Genomic DNA, 19,060 nt, shown 5'->3' with positions numbered 1-19,060 from the left:
CGGAGTGAGACGAACGGCGCCGTCAGATCCGGCGGCCGCGCGGCATCAGCCGCACGTCGGGCAGCGGCGGGGCGGGGATGCGCACATCGTGACCATCCACCGCGCCGAACCGCGGCGTCGCGGCGTCGGGGGATGACTCCGCCTCCCACGCCTCGCGGGCCGCGACGATCTCGTCGTGCGTGCGGCCGGCGAAGTTCCACCACATCACGATGTCGTCCTCGAACGGCTCGCCGCCGAGCAGGAACAGCAGGGAGCCCTCGGTCGATGACACCTCCACCTCGTCGCGGGAGTCGCCGAGGTAGAGCAGATCATTGCGCTCCATCGGATGCTCGGACACGACGGCATCGCCCTCGACGAGCATGAGCGCGTGCTCCCAGTCGGGGCGGAGCGGCAGGCGGACGCGGGAGCCGGGGGCGAGCACGATCTCGGTGCCGACGATCGGGGTGTGCACGGTCGCCGGCGAGCGGACGCCGGCGAACTCGCCGAGCACGACCGTCGCGGTGGCGTCGGCCCCGGCATCCGCCGTGAGGGCCACGCCCGGCAACTCGGTGTGCCGCTCGAATCCGGCAGCGCCGTGGCGGGTGGACTCCGGCAGCACGACCCAGAACTGCAGGGCGTCGAGGGGGATCGGGTCGTCGCCGATCGAGTACTCCGAGTGCGAGATGCCGTTCCCGGCCGTCATCAGGTTCAGCTGGCCACGGCGCAGGTCGGCGTCGCTGCCGAGCGAGTCGCGGTGCCGGATCTCGCCGACGAGCGGCCAGGTCACGGTCTGCAGGCCGATGTGCGGATGCGGCTCCACCCGCATCCTCGTGTCGGCGGGGCCGAACCGGTCGAGGAAGCACCAGGCGCCGATCGTGGGCAGGTTGCGATGCGGAAGCGCGCGCAGCACGCTCATGCCGCGCACCCCGCCGAGCGGAACCTCGCGCGGTTCCAGGACGAGGCGGCGCTGCCCGATCATTCGGACCCCTGAGCCCTCTGGGTCCCTGAGCTTGTCGAAGGGCGGGGCCAGCGGATCTCGGCGCCCTCGATCTCATGCGTCTCGAGGTACTTCGCGATGTAGGGGCACAGCGGCACGATCGCCTCGCCGCGACCCGCGGCATCCGTCAGCGCCGCCGAAGCGAGCTTCCCCGCGAGACCCTGACCCTGGAACTCGTCGTCGATCTCGGTATGGAGGAAGCGGATGGAGCCGGGGCGCAGATCGAACGCGGCGAAGCCCGCGAGCACGTCGCCCGAGCGGATCTCGTAGCGCGATTCCTCGTCGTTGCGGGTGACGGTGATGTCGGTCATGGGGGCTCCTTCATGCGTCTGCATCCAACCTACGCCCGGATCTGTGGACAGGCGCCGTCGACGTCGGCGGGGATCGTTACGCTGGAGGGATGCCGCAGACTCCCCGTGACCCGTACGAAGGTTGGGTCCCTGAGCCTGTCGAAGGGCCTGTCCCTGTCGGGGGATATGGCGACGAGCCCTACGACGACGGCTGGGAGTCGTCCGCTCCGCCCGAGCCGATGGACTGGGAGCCGCAGGGCGCGGGCTTCAAACCGCCGCTCGACTGGGGTCCCGGGCCGGTCACCAAGGTCGCCCCGGCCGTCCGCAAGGCGACGCCGAGCAGGTACCCGACCGCGCGCGAGGCGCTGCACACCGTCTTCGGCTACGACGAGTTCCGCGGCGATCAGGCGGCCATCGTCGAGCAGGTGATCGCGGGCGGCGACGCGGTCGTGCTGATGCCGACCGGTGGCGGCAAGAGCATCACCTACCAGGTGCCGGCGCTCGTGCGCGAGGGCACGGGTCTCGTCATCAGCCCGCTCATCGCGCTCATGCACGACCAGGTCGACGCGCTGCGCGCCAACGGCGTCAAGGCCGCGTATCTGAACTCCACCCAGGCCATCGACGAGCGGCGTGAGGTCGAGCGGGCCTACGTGGCCGGAGAGCTCGACCTCATCTACGTCGCGCCCGAGCGCCTGTCGAGCGCGCAGACCACGGCGCTGCTGCAGCGCGGCACGCTCAGCGTCATCGCGATCGACGAGGCGCACTGCGTGTCGCAGTGGGGGCACGACTTCCGCCCCGACTACCTCGCCCTGGGTGACCTCGGCGAGCGGTTCCCCGGTGTGCCGCGCATGGCGCTCACCGCCACGGCGACCGCGGCGACGCACAAGGAGCTCACCGAGCGGCTCCGCCTCGACACGGCGAAGCACTTCGTCGCCAGCTTCGATCGCCCGAACATCCAGTACCGGATCGTGCCGAAAGTCGATCCGCGCAAGCAGCTCGTCGCGTTCATCCGCTCGCAGACCCCTTCGGCGGACGCAGGGACCCCGCCCGCCGGCATCGTCTACGCGCTGAGCCGCAAGTCGGTCGAGCAGACCGCGACCTACCTCGCCGCCCAGGGGCTCGACGCGCTGCCGTACCACGCGGGTCTCCCGGCCGAGGTGCGCGCCGCGAACCAGTCGCGCTTCCTCCGGGAAGACGGCGTGGTCATGGTCGCGACCATCGCGTTCGGCATGGGCATCGACAAGCCCGACGTGCGCTTCGTCGCGCACATCGACCTGCCGAAGTCCGTCGAGGGGTACTACCAGGAGACCGGTCGTGCCGGCCGCGACGGCGAGCCGTCGGTGGCCTGGATGGCGTACGGCCTCGGCGACGTCGTGCAGCAGCGCCGCATGATCGACCAGAGCCCGGGCGACCGCACCTTCAAGATGCGGCTCGGGCAGCACCTCGACGCGATGCTCGCCCTGTGCGAGACCGTCGAGTGCCGCCGGCAGAACCTGCTCGGGTACTTCGGCCAGGACTCGCAGCCGTGCGGCAACTGCGACACCTGCCTCGACGACACCGAGACGTTCGACGGTCTCGTCCCCGCGCAGAAGCTGCTCTCGACGATCGTGCGGCTGAAGCGCGAGCGCAACCAGGCGTTCGGCGCCGGACACCTCGTCGACATCCTGCGCGGCGCCTCGACCGAGCGCATCCGTCAGCAGGGCCATGACAAGCTCGCGACCTACGGCATCGGGGCCGACCTCTCCGACCAGGACTGGCGCAGCGTCGTGCGGCAGCTGCTCGCCCGCGGCATCCTCGTCGCACAGGGCGACTACGGCACGCTCGCTCCCGGCGAGGCGGCGGCCGCCGTGCTCCGCGGCGAGACGCCCGTGCCGCTGCGCAAGGACACGATCGGGCGCCCGACGTCACAGACCCGTGCCCGCAAGGCCAGCGCCGCCGATGCTCTGGATGCCGGTGACCGCGGCCTGTTCGAGGCCCTGCGGGCCTGGCGCGCCGAGACCGCCCGCGAGCAGGGCGTGCCCGCGTACATCGTGTTCGGCGATGCGACGCTGCGCGCTCTGGCCGAGCACCGCCCGGCATCCCTCGGCGATCTCGACGGCATCACGGGTATCGGCGCGAAGAAGCGCGAGGCCTACGGCGAGGGCGTGCTCGCGGTCATCGCCGCCGCCTGACCGGCACCTCGGTCAGCGCACCGGCAGCACATCGTCCATGTGCGCGCGCAGGTGCGCGGCGACGTCGACGGCGTCCCGATCGTACAGCCATTGATACTGCAGGCCGTCCCACATCGCGATGAGCCAGATCGCCTCGCGCGCGGGGTCGCGGTGCGAGGGAAGATCGCCGTCGAGCTGGGCCAGTCGGAACAGCTCGGTGAAGTAGGCGATCGCGCTCGAGAAGCGCTCGGTGAAGTAGTCGTGGGCCGGATGCGACGCCGGCACCGCCTCGCAGGAGAGCACGGCGTAGACCTGGATCAGGCCCGGCTCCTCGAGCGCGTTCACGCGGGCGCCGTCGGCGATGCCGCGGAGCAGCTCGCCGGCGCGATCCGAGGTGCGGATGACGCCCCTCTCCCGGATGGCGCTGTCGCGTTCGGCGAGCACCGCGCTCAGCAGCAGCTCCTTCGAGGGGTAGTGGTGCAGCAGGGTCGACTTCGAGACCCCGACGGCTTCGGCGATGTCGCGCAGGCTGGTGTCGCCGTAGCCGTCGTGCGAGAAGAGGCGCATGGCGTCGGCGACGATCTGCGTCCGCCGTCGTCGTCCCACCGCGTAACCCGGATCGACGTCGGCCGGCTCGACGCCGAACGGAGCAGGCAGCGGACCCGACGCCTCGGGTGAGGGTTCTCCGTCGTCGGGATCGCGCCATCCGGTCGGCAGCACCCACAGCGCCTCGCGCTCCTCGAGCATCTCGACGACGTCGACCTGGTCGGGCAGGTACTGCGCCAGAAGCTGCAGGCCGTCCCAGCCTGCGGTGTGGCGCGTGACCTCGCCGTCGACGTCGCGTTCCGGGTCGATGGCGCCGAGATGCTGCGCGTCGGCCAGCACGTCACGGCTGAGTTCGCGCAGCCGCGCGTAGCGCTCGCGCATCCGTTCGTGGGCGGGGTGTCCGGGTGAGGAGGCCTCGCCCGTGAGAGCGGCGAAGAGCTCGAGGTATCCCTCGGTCCGGGAGTTCCGCTCGGCGAGCCGGGCGAAGATCAGCTCGCCGGGTTCGGATGCCGCGGCGATCGTGCTGAACACGTCCTCGTTCTCGGCCTCGAACTCGCCGACGACCTCCACGAGCAGCGCGTCTTTGGAGGAGAAGTGCCCGAGCAGGCCGGGATGACTGACGGATGCCGCCGCCGCGATGTCGCGCAGCGACGTGGAGCGGTAGCCGTGGCCGATGAAGAGCTCGCGGGCGGCGGCGATGATCCGCTGCCGCGTCTCCGCGGCGCGCGCGTGCCGTGAGCCCCGGGGCGTCGTGATCGTCATCGCTTCCTCTCCACCCCCATCCTCCCTCATTACCGACCGGTCGATATTCACTTACCAAACGGTCGAGATTGGTGTATCTTCTTCCCAGAGCCGCCTCGCCCGAAGACGTGCGGCGCATCGAAAGGACTGTCATGACAGAGCTGTCATCCGCCGCGAACGCGGCCGCGGTCGGCACCACCGGCTTCAAGGCGCCCGGGACCACCCCGCCGAAGACGCCGCGCGGCTACACGCCCGGCCTCGCCGCCGTGAACTTCGGCGTCTACCTCGCCCTCCTCACCCCGGTGATGGTGTCGATGGCGTTCAAGATCCAGCACATCGACCCGACCAACACCGAGGGGAGCCTCGGCCTCGTCATGGGCGTCGGCGCGGCCTTCGCGCTCATCGCGAACCCTCTCGTCGGCCGACTCTCCGACCGCACGACCTCGCGCTGGGGCATGCGCCGCCCGTGGATCCTCGGCGGCGCGATCGTCGGACTCGGCGGTTTCGCCCTGATCGGCGTCGCGAGCTCCGTGCTCGTGGTGCTGATCGCCTGGTGCCTGGTGCAGGCCTCGATGAACGCGGTCCTCGCCGCCGCCAACGCCACGCTGCCCGACCAGGTCCCGGTCTCGAGCCGCGGCAAGGTCTCGGGCATCATCGGCATCACCACGCCGATCGGCATCCTCGCCGGCAGCTTCCTCGTGAACTTCCTTCCGGGTGACTTCGAGCGCTTCTTCGTGCCCGGCGCGATCGCCCTCGTCCTCGTGATCGTCTTCGTCCTGCTGCTCAAGGACCGCCGCCTTGCCGAGAAGCCCGCCGACCGCTTCACCGTCGGCACCTTCTTCGGGTCGTTCGTCTTCAACCCGCGCAAGCACCCGGACTTCGGCTGGACCTGGCTCACCAAGTTCTTCGTCATGTTCGGCTACGCCGGCATCGCCACCTTCCTGCCGCTGTACCTCGTGACCAAGTTCGGCCTCGACGAGCAGGGCGCGGTCGGCATCATCCTCGCCGCGAACCTCGCCTCGATGGCCGCGATGGCGATCTCCTCGCCGCTGGGCGGGTTCCTCTCCGACAAGATCGGCAAGCGTCGCCCGTTCGTCGCCGTCGCCGGACTCATCATGGTCGTCGGCCTCGTCATCCTCGCCGTCGCCCCCGACATCACGACCGTGATCGTGGCGCAGGCGATCATCGGCCTCGGGGCCGGGTCGTTCCTCTCCGTCGACCTCGCGCTCGCCACCGAAGTGCTGCCGAACCCCGACGACGTCGCGAAGGACCTCGGCGTTCTGAACATCGCCAACGCGCTGCCGCAGTCGATCGCCCCGGCCATCGCCCCCGGCATCATCGCGCTGGGCGCCGCCACGCCGCTCGGCGGATACACCACCTGGTACCTGTTCGGCGCGCTCGTCGCGCTCGCGGGTGCCGTTCTCGTCTACCGCATCAAGGGAGTCAAGTGATCATCTCGGGCACCACCACCACGACCACCGTCCGCCCCTGGCTCGATGCCGATCTGCCGGTCGACGAGAGGGTGCAGCTGCTTCTCGACGAGATGACCATCGAGGAGAAGGCGGGACTCTTCTTCCACACGATGATCGCGATCGGCGATCTCGAGGAGCCGAACCCCGTCTTCGCGACGCCCTCTGCGCGCGAGTTCCTCGAGACGAAGCAGATGACGCACTTCAACCTGCTCGGCGCCGCGCCCACCGGCCGGGAGATCGCGGCCTGGCAGAACGCGCTGCAGCGGCTCGCGGCATCCACACGCCTCGGCATCCCTGTGACGCTGTCGACCGATCCGCGCCACTCGTTCAGCGAGAACCCGGGCGCCTCGATCCTCGCCGGGCCCTTCTCGCAGTGGCCCGAGACCCTCGGTCTCGCGGCGATCGGCGACGAGGCGCTGGTCGAGCGGTTCGCCGACATCGCCCGCCAGGAGTACACGGCGGTCGGACTGCGCGTCGCGCTGCACCCGCAGGTCGACCTCGCGACCGAGCCGCGCTGGGCACGCCAGACGGCGACGTTCGGAGAGGATGCCGAGCTGTCGGGCAGGCTCGGCGCCGCCTACATCCGCGGGTTCCAGGGGGAGGCCTTCGGGCCCGGCTCGGTCTCGACCATGACGAAGCACTTCCCCGGTGGTGGACCGCAGAAGGACGGCGAGGACCCGCACTTCCCGTACGGCCGCGAGCAGGTCTACCCCGGCGGGGAGTTCGAGCTGCACCTGAAGCCGTTCGAAGACGCGCTCGCCGCCGGCACCCGCCAGATGATGCCGTACTACGGGATGCCGGTCGGCACCGAGTACGAGGAGGTCGGCTTCGGCTTCAACAAGTCGGTCATCACCGGACTCCTGCGCGAGCGCTACGGCTTCGACGGTCTCGTCTGCACCGACTGGGGCCTGATCAGCGACTCCGAGATCTTCGGCCAGCCGTTCCCCGCCCGCGCCTGGGGCGTCGAGGATCTGACACCGCGTCAGCGTATGAAGAAGGTGCTGGATGCCGGAGCCGACCAGTTCGGCGGAGAGGCGAACCCCGAGCTGCTGCTCGAGCTCGTCGCCGACGGCGAGATCACCGAGGAACGGATCGACGTCTCCGCCCGCCGGATCCTCCGGGAGAAGTTCGAGCTGGGGCTCTTCGAGAATCCCTTCGTCGACGAGGATGCCGCCGATGAGGTCGTCGGCCGCGCCGACTTCCGCGCCGCAGGAGAAGAAGCGCAGCGCGCGTCGATCACGGTGCTCACGAACGACGGGGCCCTGCCGTTCGCGCGAGGTCTGAAGCTGTACGTCGAGGGGATCGACGCCGAGGTCGCGGCATCCTTCGGCGAGGTCGTCGCGACGCCGGCCGAGGCCGATCTCGCCGTCATCCGCCTGCAGGCCCCGTTCGAGGAGCGGGAGACGATGTTCGAGAACTTCTTCCACGCCGGGTCGCTCGACTTCGCCGACGATGCGGTCGCCCACGTGCGCGAGGTCGCATCCGTCGTTCCGACGGTGGTCGATGTGCTCGCCGACCGCCCGCCCGTCCTCACCCCGATCACGGATGCCGTCGCGGCGGTCACCGTGAACTGGGGCGCTTCGGCAGCAGCCCTCCTCGACGTGCTGAGCGGTGCCGTCGCCGCACGGGGGAAGCTCCCCTTCGATCTCCCGCGGTCGATGGCAGCCGTCGAGGCCTCGCGTCCGGACGTGCCGTTCGACACCGCCGATCCGCTGTTCCGCTTCGGGCACGGCCTCGCGCTCTGAGGCGAGGCTTCCGCGGATTGCCGGTTCCTGTCCGGAGCCGACAATCCGCGGACCCGGCGTCCCGGCGCATCGTTAGAGGATCAGTACAGTCGACTTCACGGAGATTTGTCGTAGACCTACCATGGGAGCATCCCTACTTCTCCCTGGAGGAATGCCATGGTCGACGCCGCCGTCCGTCCTTCGACGACACCCGCCGAGCCGCAGGATGCGGCGCACACCCCGCAGATCGATGTCGCCGCCGTCAATGACGCGCTGATGGGCACCTGGGCGGACACGCGCCGCGAGGCGCGCGAGATGATCAAGGACTCCGCCTTCTGGCGAAAGGACGAGCTCGGCAAGGACGAGCACCGCGAGCGCGTCCTCAGCCAGCTGCACCTGCTGGTCGAGAACAAGGCCGTGCACCGGGCCTTCCCGAAGTCGCTCGGCGGCGAGGAGAACAACGGCGCCAACATCGCCGGGTTCGAGGAGCTCGTGGTCGCCGACCCGAGCCTGCAGATCAAGTCGGGCGTCCAGTGGGGGCTGTTCGGGTCGGCGATCCTGCAGCTCGGCACGAAGGAGCACCACGAGAAGTGGCTGCCCGGCGTCATGGACCTGTCGATCCCCGGGGCCTTCGCGATGACCGAGATCGGCCATGGCTCCGATGTCGCGGCCGTCGGCACGACCGCGACGTACGATCCTGCGACCGAGGAGTTCGTCATCCACACGCCGTTCCGCGCGGCGACGAAGGAGTACCTCGGCAACGCCGCACTGCACGGCATCGCGGCGACCGTGTTCGCGCAACTCATCACGAACGGCGTCAATCACGGCGTGCACTGCTTCTACGTGCCGCTGCGCGGCGAGGACGGCAACGATCTTCCCGGTATCGGCCGTGAGGACGACGGCCTCAAGGGCGGGCTCAACGGCATCGACAACGGCCGGCTCTCGTTCGACCAGGTCCGCATCCCGCGCACCAATCTGCTGAACCGCTACGGCGACGTCGCCGCCGACGGCACCTACTCGAGCGCGATCGACAGCCCCGGCCGTCGTTTCTTCACGATGCTCGGCACCCTCGTGCAGGGGCGGGTCTCGCTCGACGGCGCGGCCAGCTGGGCATCCGCCCTCGCACTGAAGATCGCGATCACCTACGCGACCCAGCGCCGCCAGTTCGACGGCGCCGACGGGCAGGAGGTCGTGCTGCTCGACTACGGCAAGCACCAGCGCCGGCTGCTTCCGCGTCTCGCCACCACGTACGCGCAGATCTTCGCGCACGACGAGTTCCTGCAGAAGTTCGACGGCGTCTTCTCGGGTCGCATCGACACCCCGGCCGACCGGGAAGACCTCGAGACGCTCGCGGCGGCCCTCAAGCCGCTGTCGACCTGGCACGCGCTCGACACCCTGCAGGAGGCGCGCGAGGCCTGCGGCGGCGCGGGCTTCATGTTCGAGAACCGCCTCGTCGGACTCCGCGCCGACCTCGACATCTACGTCACCTTCGAGGGTGACAACAACGTCCTGCTGCAGCTGGTCGGCAAGCGTCTGCTCACCGATTACGCCCAACAGTTCAAGGGCAAGGATGCCGCGGCGCTGGCGAAATTCGCCGTCGGCATGACCGCCGGCAAGGTCTTCCACGGCGCAGGCCTCCGTCAGCTCGGTCAGGCCGTGTCCGACTTCGGCCAGGTGTCGCGGTCGGTCGAGCGCGGCCTCCGCGAGGAGCAGCAGCACGATCTGCTCGCCGGTCGCGTGCAGCAGATGGTGGCGGACATCGCGAGCCGGCTGCGTCCCGGAGCGAAGGACAAGGCGCTCGGCGCCCGCCTCTTCAACGAGAACCAGGCCGAGCTCATCGAGGCGGCCCGCGCGCACGGAGAGCTGCTCCAGTGGGAGGCCTTCACCGACGCCGTGCACGAGATCGAGGATGCCGACACCAAGAAGGTGCTCACCTGGCTGCGCGACCTCTTCGGCCTGCAGCTGATCGAGAAGCACCTCGCCTGGCACCTGATCAACGGCCGTCTGTCGACCCAGCGCGCCGCCGCCGTATCGAGCTACATCGACCGCCTGTGCGCGCGACTGCGTCCCTACGCCCTCGACCTCGTCGATGCGTTCGGGTACGAGCCCGAGCACGTGCGCGCGCCCATCGCGAGCGGCATCGAGAAGCAGCGTCAGGACGAGGCGCGCGCGTACTACGCCGACCTCGAGGCGTCGGGCCAGGCTCCGGTGCGCGAGAAGAAGGTCAAGCGAGAGCCGCTGGGCGACCTCAAGCAGCGCTGATCGCGCCGGGCGTCAGGTGCCCGCGGCCGGCGGGTACTGCGGTGGGTACGGCGGCGCAGGAACGGGCGGATAGCCGGCGGCCGGGAACGGCGACTCGCCCGTTCCCGCCGCCGTCGACATCGCCTGCTTCCGGACGCGCAGCAGCACCGCGGTGAAGGCGAGATAGACCAGCGCGACCGCCGTCCCCACTCCGAGGATCAGCAGCTGAGGAAGCGTCCGGCCGACCATCGGGATCCGCCCGACCATCATGAAGACCGCGTCGGGGACGAGCACGAGCAGACCGAGCAGCAGCAGGACCGCTGCCGGCAGCACCAGCGCGAACGTCGACCACCGCGTGGCGAGCACCCCGGCGACGGAGAGCAGCGTCCCGAGCAGCACGGCGGCAGCGGCATCCGGCAGGAAGTCGAACCGGAACTGCTGGAGCGCGGTGAACTGACCGCGAGCGATGCCCCACGACAGCAGCCAGATCCCCGCCGCGAGGAGGACCGGCGCGGCCACGAGGCCGATGATCGAGAGACCGGTCGCGGTCCGCTGGGGGCGGTGGCGCACGATCGCGAGCACGATGCCCATCGCTCCGAGCGCCGGGAGCAGGACCAGCGGGATGCCGTAGGTGAGGCCGTCGAGCCACTCGCGCGGGAGGATCGGCCCCAGCATCCGATACGACTCCAGCAGCAGCGCCGGCAGGAGCGCGAGCAGGAGCGGCACGACGGCCATCACCCCCGCGGCGATCAGGCCAGCCGAGCTCCAGATGCCGGTCAGCACCACGGCGATCAGGAGCAGGATGCCGAGCGCCTGAAGGAGCGTCGGCATCATCAGCGAGCCGAAGCCGTCGCGGGCGCCGCCGTACTGGAAGTAGGTCATGAGCCATGACGTGCCGCCGCTGGAGAGCAGCCCCACGGCGACCGGTGTGACGATCACCGCGATGACGACGGTGATCAGACGAGCGAGCGTGCGGGATCCGCGCATGATGACTTCCCCCTCCGGAGTCTCGGTCCACCGTATCGACTCCGCGTGCGGTGGGTAGTCTCGAAGGACCGCACACCCGAGGAGCCCGCATGACCCGCGTCCACGCCTACGCCGCCCCCAGCGAAGCCGCCCCGCTCGAGAAGACCGTCATCGAGCGCCGTGAGCTCGGCCCGCACGATGTGCTGATCGACATCGCGTTCGCCGGCATCTGCCACTCCGACATCCACACCGTGCAGGGCGACTGGGGGCCGCAGCAGTACCCGCTCGCTCCCGGACACGAGATCACCGGCACCGTCGCGGCCGTCGGCGCCGAGGTGACGAAGCACGCCGTGGGCGACCGGGTCGGCGTGGGCTGCCTGGTGAACTCGTGCGGAGAATGCCGCAACTGCCTGCGCGGCGACGAGCAGTTCTGCACCGAGGGCGCGATCTTCACGTACGGCGCGACCGACCGCGACGGCACCGTCACCCAGGGCGGCTACTCCGAGCAGGTCGTCGTGACGGAGTCGTTCGTGCTCCGCATCCCCGACGGGTTGGCGCTCGACGTGGCAGCACCCCTGCTGTGCGCGGGAATCACGACGTACTCGCCGCTGAAGCACTGGAACGTCGGCCCCGGCACCCGTGTCGCGGTGGTCGGGCTCGGCGGACTCGGCCACATGGGGGTGCAGATCGCGCACGCCCTCGGCGCCGAGGTGACCGTGCTCTCGCAGACGCTGAGCAAGAAGGACGACGGCCTCCGGCTCGGCGCCGACGACTACCGCGCGACGAGCGATCGGCAGACCTTCCGCGAGCTGCGCAGCTCCTTCGACGTCATCCTCAACACGGTGAGCGCCGTGATCGACATGCGCTCGTACCTGAGCCTGCTCGACGTCGGCGGCACCATGGTGTGCGTCGGCGCGCCGGCGGAACCGCTGCCCGTGCAGGTCATGTCGCTGATCGGCGGTCGGCGCTCGCTGGCGGGATCGAACATCGGCGGCATCGCCGAGACCCAGGAGATGCTCGACTTCTGCGCCGCGCACGGCATCGCCGCGGAGATCGAGGTGATCCCGGCATCCGAGATCAACGCCGCCTACGAGCGGGTGCTGGCGTCCGACGTCCGCTACCGGTTCGTGATCGACGCCGCGACGTTCAGCGAGTGATGTCGGTCGTCGCGGGTAGCCTCGCCGCATGACCTCCCTCCTTGCGGGCCCCGACTCCCGCGCCCGCTGCGCGTGGGTCGGCGACGACGACGAGTACCGGCGCTATCACGACGAGGAATGGGGCACGGCGCTGCACGGCGACCGGGCCCTGTTCGAGAAGATGGCGCTGGAGGGGTTCCAGGCCGGTCTCTCGTGGATCACGATCCTGCGCAAGAGACCGCGATTCCGCGAGGTGTTCGCCGGTTTCGAGCCCGAGGTCGTCGCGGAGTTCGACGAGTCCGACGTGGAGCGGTTGATGACGGATGCCGGGATCATCCGCAACCGGGCGAAGATCGAGGCCACGATCGGCAATGCGCGGATCGTCCGCGGCATGGCCGACGGCGAGCTCGACGAGCTGATGTGGTCGTTCGCGCCGCCGGCATCCGGGGTCCGTCCGGCGACGATGTCCGACGTCCCGGCCGTCACGCCGGAGTCGACCGCGTTGAGCAAGGAGCTGCGCCGCCGGGGGTTCCGGTTCGTCGGCCCCACGACCATGTACGCGCTCATGCAGTCGGCGGGAATGGTCGACGATCACCTGGCGGGCTGCTGGCGCGCCTGACGCCTGCAGGATGGGCAGATCAGCCCATCGAACGATGTTCCGGCGCGCGGTTAGGATGAACGGGTGCGTTGTGGGGCTGTCGTGCCCTGCACGGAAGTGTCGAAGTGTGTCGACCCTGGGGGGAACCGGGTATGAAGGCGTTGTCGTGGATGAGGGCGCGGCCGAAGATGCTGGCGTCTGCCGCCGGTGTCACCGTCGGCGTGATCGCCATCACGACGATGGCGCTCACGTATGAGGGCTTTCCGACCACCAAGGTCGATCTGAACGACGGCGGCGTCTGGATCACCAAGACGTCGGGCCTGCTCGTCGGGCACTTCAACCACGAGTCGACCGTCCTCGACGGAGGTCTGCGCACCGCCGGCGAGGACTACGACATCGTCCAGGACGCCGCGAACGTGCTCGTGGTCGACGAGGGAGCCTCGACCGTCACGGCGGTCGACCCGGCTCGGGTCTCGCTGGGGGACTCCGCCGGAATCCCGAGCTCCGCCAAGGTGGCGATGGGCCTTCAGACCGCCGCCATCCTCGACAAGAAGTCCGGCGACCTGTGGGTCGTTCCGGTCAAGGGCATCGCCTCGTTCGAGATCGAGGCCGCCGACCCGGTCGCAGAGCTCGGCGAGGGCGCGGACGTCGTCGTCGCCGAAGACGGCACGGTCTTCGCCCTGTCGAGCGCGAACGGCGAGGTCGTCACGGTCCCCGTCGACAACGAGGGCGAGCCCCTCGAGTCGTCCACCGCCTCGGTCGGCGAGCTCGATGCGTCGAAGCCGGTGACCATCACCGCCGTCGGTCGAACCCCGGTGGTCCTGGAGACGGCATCCGGTGCGGTGCTGACACCCGGCGGATTCCGCACCGAGATCCCCGACGCCGACGGCGCCGTGATCCAGCAGGCCTCGGCCGAGACGGATGCGGTCGCGGTCGCGACGGCATCCGCGCTGGTGCGCGTTCCGCTCGACGGCTCCGAGGTGACGACGACGGATGCCGGCGGCAAGGGCTCCCCGGCGGCTCCCGTGTGGCTGCAGGGCTGCACCTACGGCGCCTGGGGAGGCACCGGCGCGTTCGTGCGCGAGTGCGCAGGGTCGGCGAACGACGTCTCGGCCACGATCGAAGAGGCGCAGGAGTCGAAGAGCCTCGTCTTCCGTGTGAACCGCGACGTGATCATCCTGAACGACGCCGTCGGCGGCGCGGCGTGGCTGGCCAACGAGAGCCTCCAGCGCGTCGACAACTGGAACGACCTCACCCCGCCCGAGGGCGAGACCGAGAACGAGGACGACTCGACAGAGGAGACGGTCGAGACCACGCTCCCGGAGCGCAGCGAGATCAACACCGTGCCGATCGCCGAGGATGACTCGTTCGGCGTGCGGCCCGGCGCCTCGGCGCTGCTCCCGGTGATCGACAACGACAACGATCCGGACGGCGACGTCCTGGTCGCCGCGATGGCACAGGAGCAGCCGTCGATCGGCACGGTCCAGCCGATCTACAACGGCGCCTCGCTGCAGATCGCCGTCGCCGAAGACGCTTCGGGCACGTCCACCTTCCAGTACGAGGTCGACGACGGCCGCGGCGGCAAGGACACCGCGACGGTCACGCTGTCGGTGCACGACGAGGGCACGAACGGCGCACCTACGCCCAAGCGCAAGACCTCGCTCACGGTCGAGACCGGCGGCACGGTGTCGTACAACATCCTCCCGGACTGGATCGACCCCGACGGCGACGACATCTACCTCAAGGACGTCGTGGCGGCCCCCGGCGACGAGGTCGACTTCAGCACCGACGGCCAGTTGACCTACAAGGCGACGGCCAGCCTGCAGGGCCGCAAGGACATCCAGGTCACGGTCGCCGACGGCTTCGGCGAGTACGCCACGGCCACGGTCACCCTCGATGTGCGACCGCAGGGCACCACCAAGCCGAAGACGAACGCCGACCACGTGGTCACGCGTGTCGGCGAGCAGATCACGGTCGCTCCGCTGGCGAACGACACCAGCTCCGGTCGGGAGCGCCTGCGTCTCGGCCGCGTCGACGAGGTCCCGGGTGCCACCGTGCTGCCCGACATCACCAACAACACCTTCAGCTTCACCGCGCCGACCGTCGGCGTGTACTACGTGCAGTACCTCGCGACCGCCGGCCCGGAGAACGGCGAGGGACTCGTCCGCATCGACGTGACCGAGGCCGCCGAGGTGACCCTGCCGCCGGTCGCCGTGCGCGATGTGGCGCTGCTGCCCACCGGCGGCGACGCGCTCATCGGCGTGCTCAACAACGACACCGACCCGTCCGGCGGCATCCTCGTCGTGCAGTCCGTCTCGGTCGAGCCCGGCACCGGCGTCTCGGTGTCGGTGCTCAACCACGAGACTCTCCGCATCACCGATCAGGGCACCCTCGACGAGCAGGTCCGCATCGCGTATCGGATCTCCAACGGCGAGCAGTCCGCCGAGGGCGAGGTCGTCGTGGTGCCGATCCCGGCGCCCGAGGAGATCCTGCAGCCGGTCGCCAACCCGGACTCGGTGTACGTCCGCGCCGGCGATGTGGTGACGATCCCGGTGCTCGACAACGACACGCATCCGAGCGACGATGCCCTGCACCTCGCCCCCGAGCTCATCGAGCCCTTCGTCGACCCGGAGGACGGCGAGGCCTTCGTGTCGCAGGACGAGGTGCGGTTCAAGGCCGGCGACGTCGCCAAGACCGTCTACCTGACCTACGAGGCCGTGGACTCCCGCCAGCAGAAGGCCGCGGGGTACGTGACCGTGCAGATCCTGCCGATCGACGAGGAGACGAACGCGGCACCGCGGCCGCGCGATCTCGTGGCCCGCACGCTCGCGGGCACCGAGACCAACATCGCCGTGCCGCTCGACGGGATCGACGCCGACGGCGACTCGGTCGAGCTCCTGGACATCGCGTCGAATCCGACGAAGGGGCGCATCACCGAGGTCGCGCAGGACTACTTCACCTACGAGGCGCTCGACGGAGCGACGGGTGTCGACGTCTTCAAGTACCGGGTGCGCGACCGTCTCGGCAAGGAGGGCACCGCCACGATCCGCGTGGGCATCGCCCCGGCCGAAGAGGTGAACCAGGCGCCGTATGCGGTGAAGGATGCCGTCGTGGTGCGTCCCGGTCGTGAGATCGCCGTGCCGGTCATGCTCAACGACTCCGACCCCGAGGGCGACAAGATCTCGCTCGTGAAGGAAGGGCTCGAGATCCCCGGCGAGCTGGAGGCCCGCGTCTCCGGAGACCGCGTGCTCGTGCAGGCGCCCGACCGCGCACTCGAGTCATCTCTGCAGTACACGGTCAGCGACGCGCGCGGCGCGACCGCGACGGCCGTGCTGCAGGTCACGGTCGATGAGAACGTGCCGCTGCAGGCACCGGTGGCGAGAGACGACCGGCTGCGTCCCGTCGACCTCGAAGACGGCGGTCTCACCGCCGACCTCGACATCCTCGACAACGACGAGGATCCCGACGGCACGACCGAGCGCCTCGCGCTCGACGTCGGGCCCGGCGCGACGGTGCTGGAGAACGGAAAGGTGCGTGTCACCGTCACCGACGAGCTGCAGCTGATCCGGTACACGCTCACGGATCAGGACGAGCTGCAGTCCTCGGCGTTCATCTTCGTCCCGTCGCAGGACGGCCTGCGTCCGACGCTGACCTCGACCAAGCCGCTCGAGGTGAAGAGCGGCGAGACCAAGGACGTGCCGCTCGACAAGTACGTCACCGTGGCCGGTGGCGGCGACGTCGTCATCACCGAGCACGCGAAGGTGAGCGCTCTCAAGGCCGACGGCTCCGACCTCGTGAAGGACGAGCGCACACTGGTCTACACCTCGGCGCCCGGATACTTCGGTCAGGATTCGCTGACGTTCGAGGTCACCGACGGCACGGGACCCGACGACCCCGAGGGTCGCAAGGCCACGCTCAGCATCCCGATCAACGTGCTCCCGCCCGACAACCAGCCGCCGAAGTTCGTGGGCGGTCAGATGAACGTGGCCCCCGGCGAGAAGGCGAGCGTCCTCGACCTCGCCGCGCTCACGGTCGACCCCGATCCCGAGGACAAGGGCAAGCACAAGTACACGCTCGTCGGCGGCGAGGGCAAGGGGATCACCGCGAAGATCGACGGCGACAAGCTGCTCGTCGAGGCATCGTCGAACGCGAAGAAGGGCACGGCGACCACGCTGACGCTGCGCGTCAGCGACGGCGAGACCGAACCCGTCGAGGGCTCCGTCCTCGTGCAGGTCACCGCTTCGAACCGCGCGATGCCCGCCGCCAACACCGACACCGTCGCCGAAGCCGATCAGGGCAAGAGCGTCACCGTTCCGGTGCTCGCGAACGACTTCAACCCCTTCCCGGAGACGCCGCTCAAGCTGCTGACGGCGAACGTCGAGACCGGCTCCGGTCAGGTGAGCATCAAGGGAGACGACGTCGTCGCGACGCCGTCGAAGGACTTCGTCGGCACCATGGTGGTGCGCTACACGATCCAGGATGCGACGGAGGACGCCGATCGTCAGGCGACCGGCCAGGTCGTGCTCACGGTGCAGGGCGTCCCGAACGCGCCGGGCGCGCCGACCGTGACGAGCGTGCAGGACCGCACCGTGGTGGTGACATACGGCGCTCCGTCGAACAACGGGGCCGAGATCACCAAGTACACGGTGAAGTCGGTGCAGGGCGGCTCGTACTCGAAGGAGTGCCAGTCGACGACCTGCACCCTGGACGGGCTCACGAACAACGTCGAGTACGTCTTCCAGGTCACCGCGACGAACCGCGTGGGCGAGTCCGAGCCGTCCGGCTCGTCGGCCGTCGCCCGCCCGGACGCGCGTCCCGACACGCCCAACCCCCCGACCCTGAAGTTCGGCGACAAGTCGCTCCAGGTCTCCTGGACCACGCCGACGACACCGGGTTCGCCCGTCGAGCGGTACACACTGCAGATCTCGCCCGCCCCGCCGTCCGGCATCACCCAGAAAGAGGTGACCGGCAACTCGCTCACGTGGGAGGGCCTGGAGAACGGCGGCAACTACCAGGTGCGCGTGCAGGCGCACAACCGCGCGCCCGATCCCTCCAGCTGGAGCGCATGGTCGGCATCCGAGGTGCCCGCCGGGCCCCCGCTGGCGGCCGGTGCGCCGACGACGGCGGAACTGCAGCCCGTGGGCAACCAGGCGCAGATGCAGGTCAACTGGGGGACGGTGCCGGCGAACGGCGACGCGATCGATGCGCTGCAGCTCGAGGTCTGGGAGGGGTCCAGTCTGCAGAGGACGCTGACTCCCAGTCCGGGATCCTTCAGCCAGGCGGTCGTGGTCCCGACCTCGGAGAACGGCTACACCTACCGCATCCGCGGCCACAACAAGGCCGGCTGGGGCGAGTGGAGCGCGATGTCGGCGCCACGACGCGGCGTCATCGCCCCGTCCGCCCCGTCCATCAGTGCGGTCAACGCGGGCGACGGGTTCGTGGACGTCGTGTGGTCGGCGGGCAACCGCAACGGCGCCAAGACGACCGAGGTGAGCTACCAGTACCGGCTCAACGGCGGCGGCTGGGCCGGGATGCCGGGGAACAACAGGATCGGCGGGCTGAACAACGGCACGTCCTACACGGTCGAGGTGCGCGGCGTCGCGAACGTCGACGGCGTGCAGTACGTCGGCGCGGCATCCAACGGCGTCGCGCAGACCCCGTTCGGCCCACCCCAGGCTCCGGCGGCCAACGCCAGGAACCTCGGCACGAGCGTCGAGGTCAGCTGGAACTCCGACCGCTCCTACAACGGTCGTCCGATCCAGACCACGCAGATCCGGATCGACGGCGGCGGCTGGCAGGACGTCGGGGCCAGCGGCTCCCGCACGGTGGGCAACGGGTACCAGCAGAACCACAGCATCGACGTCCGAGCGCAGGACTCGAACGGGACCTGGTCGCCGGTCGCCTCGGCATCCGCGCGCACGAGTGATCCGCCGCCGCCGCGGGCGTGGGTGACGCGCGGAACACCTGTCAGCAACGCGAACTGCAACGACGGCACCTGCGCGACGTTCCGGGTCACCACCAAGGACTTCCCGGCAGGCACCTACACGGTGACCTGCAACAGCGGAGTGACCAGGTCCTTCTCCACTTACAGATCGGTGTCCGTTCCCGCCAACGGGACATTCGACCTCGGCTGCTACCACGGCTACGGCGGCCGCACCGACGTCTGGGTCACCATCGGCGGAACCGACTACGAACGCCGGGCCTGGTAGTGCCCCGCTCG

General features: G+C 69.8%; 11 protein-coding genes. 7 read left to right on the top strand and 4 right to left on the bottom strand.

The window, feature by feature from the left end; genetic code table 11:
• Positions 1–22: 22 nt before the first annotated feature.
• Together LBN7_RS06905 and LBN7_RS06900 are read right to left on the bottom strand one after the other, a co-directional pair.
• Positions 23–958 carry a pirin family protein gene (locus tag LBN7_RS06905; protein ID WP_407361347.1) on the bottom strand — a complete coding sequence of 312 codons (936 nt, stop codon included), beginning with the start codon at positions 956–958 and terminating at the stop codon, positions 23–25.
• Complete coding sequence (locus LBN7_RS06900; RefSeq protein WP_116634119.1) at positions 955–1,287, bottom strand: GNAT family N-acetyltransferase; 333 nt, start codon at positions 1,285–1,287, stop codon at positions 955–957. Before LBN7_RS06900 ends, LBN7_RS06905 begins: the two co-directional genes overlap by 4 nt.
• A gap of 89 nt (positions 1,288–1,376) precedes the next feature.
• On the opposite strand from LBN7_RS06900, the gene recQ reads away from it, so the two are divergent.
• Complete coding sequence (gene recQ, locus LBN7_RS06895) at positions 1,377–3,437, top strand: DNA helicase RecQ (protein ID WP_407361346.1); 2,061 nt, start codon at positions 1,377–1,379, stop codon at positions 3,435–3,437.
• 12 nt (positions 3,438–3,449) lie between these two features.
• On the opposite strand, the gene LBN7_RS06890 is transcribed toward recQ, so the two are convergent.
• Entirely contained in the window at positions 3,450–4,724 is a 1,275-nt protein-coding gene (locus LBN7_RS06890) for a TetR/AcrR family transcriptional regulator (RefSeq protein ID WP_407361345.1), read from the bottom strand.
• A gap of 131 nt (positions 4,725–4,855) precedes the next feature.
• Between LBN7_RS06890 and LBN7_RS06885 the strand changes: the two genes are divergently transcribed.
• The 3 genes from LBN7_RS06885 to LBN7_RS06875 all read left to right on the top strand — a co-directional run bounded on the left by LBN7_RS06885 (position 4,856) and on the right by LBN7_RS06875 (position 10,161).
• Entirely contained in the window at positions 4,856–6,154 is a 1,299-nt protein-coding gene (locus LBN7_RS06885; RefSeq protein WP_116634122.1) for an MFS transporter, read from the top strand.
• Complete coding sequence (locus LBN7_RS06880) at positions 6,151–7,920, top strand: glycoside hydrolase family 3 protein (RefSeq protein ID WP_407361344.1); 1,770 nt, start codon at positions 6,151–6,153, stop codon at positions 7,918–7,920. The genes LBN7_RS06885 and LBN7_RS06880 overlap by 4 nt, the downstream gene beginning before the upstream one ends.
• Before the next feature lie 156 nt (positions 7,921–8,076).
• Complete coding sequence (locus tag LBN7_RS06875) at positions 8,077–10,161, top strand: acyl-CoA dehydrogenase (protein WP_407361343.1); 2,085 nt, start codon at positions 8,077–8,079, stop codon at positions 10,159–10,161.
• Positions 10,162–10,173: 12 nt separating this feature from the next.
• Here the strand turns inward: LBN7_RS06875 and LBN7_RS06870 are convergent, their stop codons facing one another.
• Complete coding sequence (locus tag LBN7_RS06870; protein ID WP_407361342.1) at positions 10,174–11,127, bottom strand: hypothetical protein; 954 nt, start codon at positions 11,125–11,127, stop codon at positions 10,174–10,176.
• A gap of 89 nt (positions 11,128–11,216) precedes the next feature.
• On the opposite strand from LBN7_RS06870, the gene LBN7_RS06865 reads away from it, so the two are divergent.
• The 3 genes from LBN7_RS06865 to LBN7_RS06855 all read left to right on the top strand — a co-directional run bounded on the left by LBN7_RS06865 (position 11,217) and on the right by LBN7_RS06855 (position 19,049).
• Positions 11,217–12,263, top strand: coding sequence for an NAD(P)-dependent alcohol dehydrogenase (locus tag LBN7_RS06865; protein ID WP_116634126.1), 1,047 nt, complete (start codon positions 11,217–11,219; stop codon positions 12,261–12,263).
• Between the two features lie 28 nt (positions 12,264–12,291).
• Positions 12,292–12,861 (top strand): DNA-3-methyladenine glycosylase I, encoded by a 570-nt coding sequence (locus tag LBN7_RS06860; protein WP_407361341.1) that lies wholly within the window; start codon positions 12,292–12,294, stop codon positions 12,859–12,861.
• A gap of 149 nt (positions 12,862–13,010) precedes the next feature.
• The gene (locus LBN7_RS06855) at positions 13,011–19,049 is read left to right on the top strand and encodes an Ig-like domain-containing protein (protein WP_407361340.1); all 6,039 of its coding nucleotides are present in this window, start codon (positions 13,011–13,013) and stop codon (positions 19,047–19,049) included.
• Positions 19,050–19,060: the final 11 nt, after the last annotated feature.

The organism is Microbacterium sp. LBN7 (genome assembly GCF_045690345.1).
Taxonomy (GTDB): Bacteria; Actinomycetota; Actinomycetes; order Actinomycetales; family Microbacteriaceae; genus Microbacterium.
This window is presented reverse-complemented; position numbering and strand designations above follow the sequence as displayed.

Excerpts from the sequence above, each read along its gene's own strand:
- LBN7_RS06905 (WP_407361347.1), bottom strand. The coding sequence starts at position 958 with ATGATCGGGCAGCGCCGCCTCGTCCTGGAACCGCGCGAGGTTCCGCTC.
- LBN7_RS06900 (WP_116634119.1), bottom strand. The coding sequence starts at position 1,287 with ATGACCGACATCACCGTCACCCGCAACGACGAGGAATCGCGCTACGAG.
- recQ (WP_407361346.1), top strand. The coding sequence starts at position 1,377 with ATGCCGCAGACTCCCCGTGACCCGTACGAAGGTTGGGTCCCTGAGCCT.
- LBN7_RS06890 (WP_407361345.1), bottom strand. The coding sequence starts at position 4,724 with ATGACGATCACGACGCCCCGGGGCTCACGGCACGCGCGCGCCGCGGAG.
- LBN7_RS06885 (WP_116634122.1), top strand. The coding sequence starts at position 4,856 with ATGACAGAGCTGTCATCCGCCGCGAACGCGGCCGCGGTCGGCACCACC.
- LBN7_RS06875 (WP_407361343.1), top strand. The coding sequence starts at position 8,077 with ATGGTCGACGCCGCCGTCCGTCCTTCGACGACACCCGCCGAGCCGCAG.
- LBN7_RS06870 (WP_407361342.1), bottom strand. The coding sequence starts at position 11,127 with ATGCGCGGATCCCGCACGCTCGCTCGTCTGATCACCGTCGTCATCGCG.
- LBN7_RS06865 (WP_116634126.1), top strand. The coding sequence starts at position 11,217 with ATGACCCGCGTCCACGCCTACGCCGCCCCCAGCGAAGCCGCCCCGCTC.
- LBN7_RS06860 (WP_407361341.1), top strand. The coding sequence starts at position 12,292 with ATGACCTCCCTCCTTGCGGGCCCCGACTCCCGCGCCCGCTGCGCGTGG.
- LBN7_RS06855 (WP_407361340.1), top strand. The coding sequence starts at position 13,011 with ATGAGGGCGCGGCCGAAGATGCTGGCGTCTGCCGCCGGTGTCACCGTC.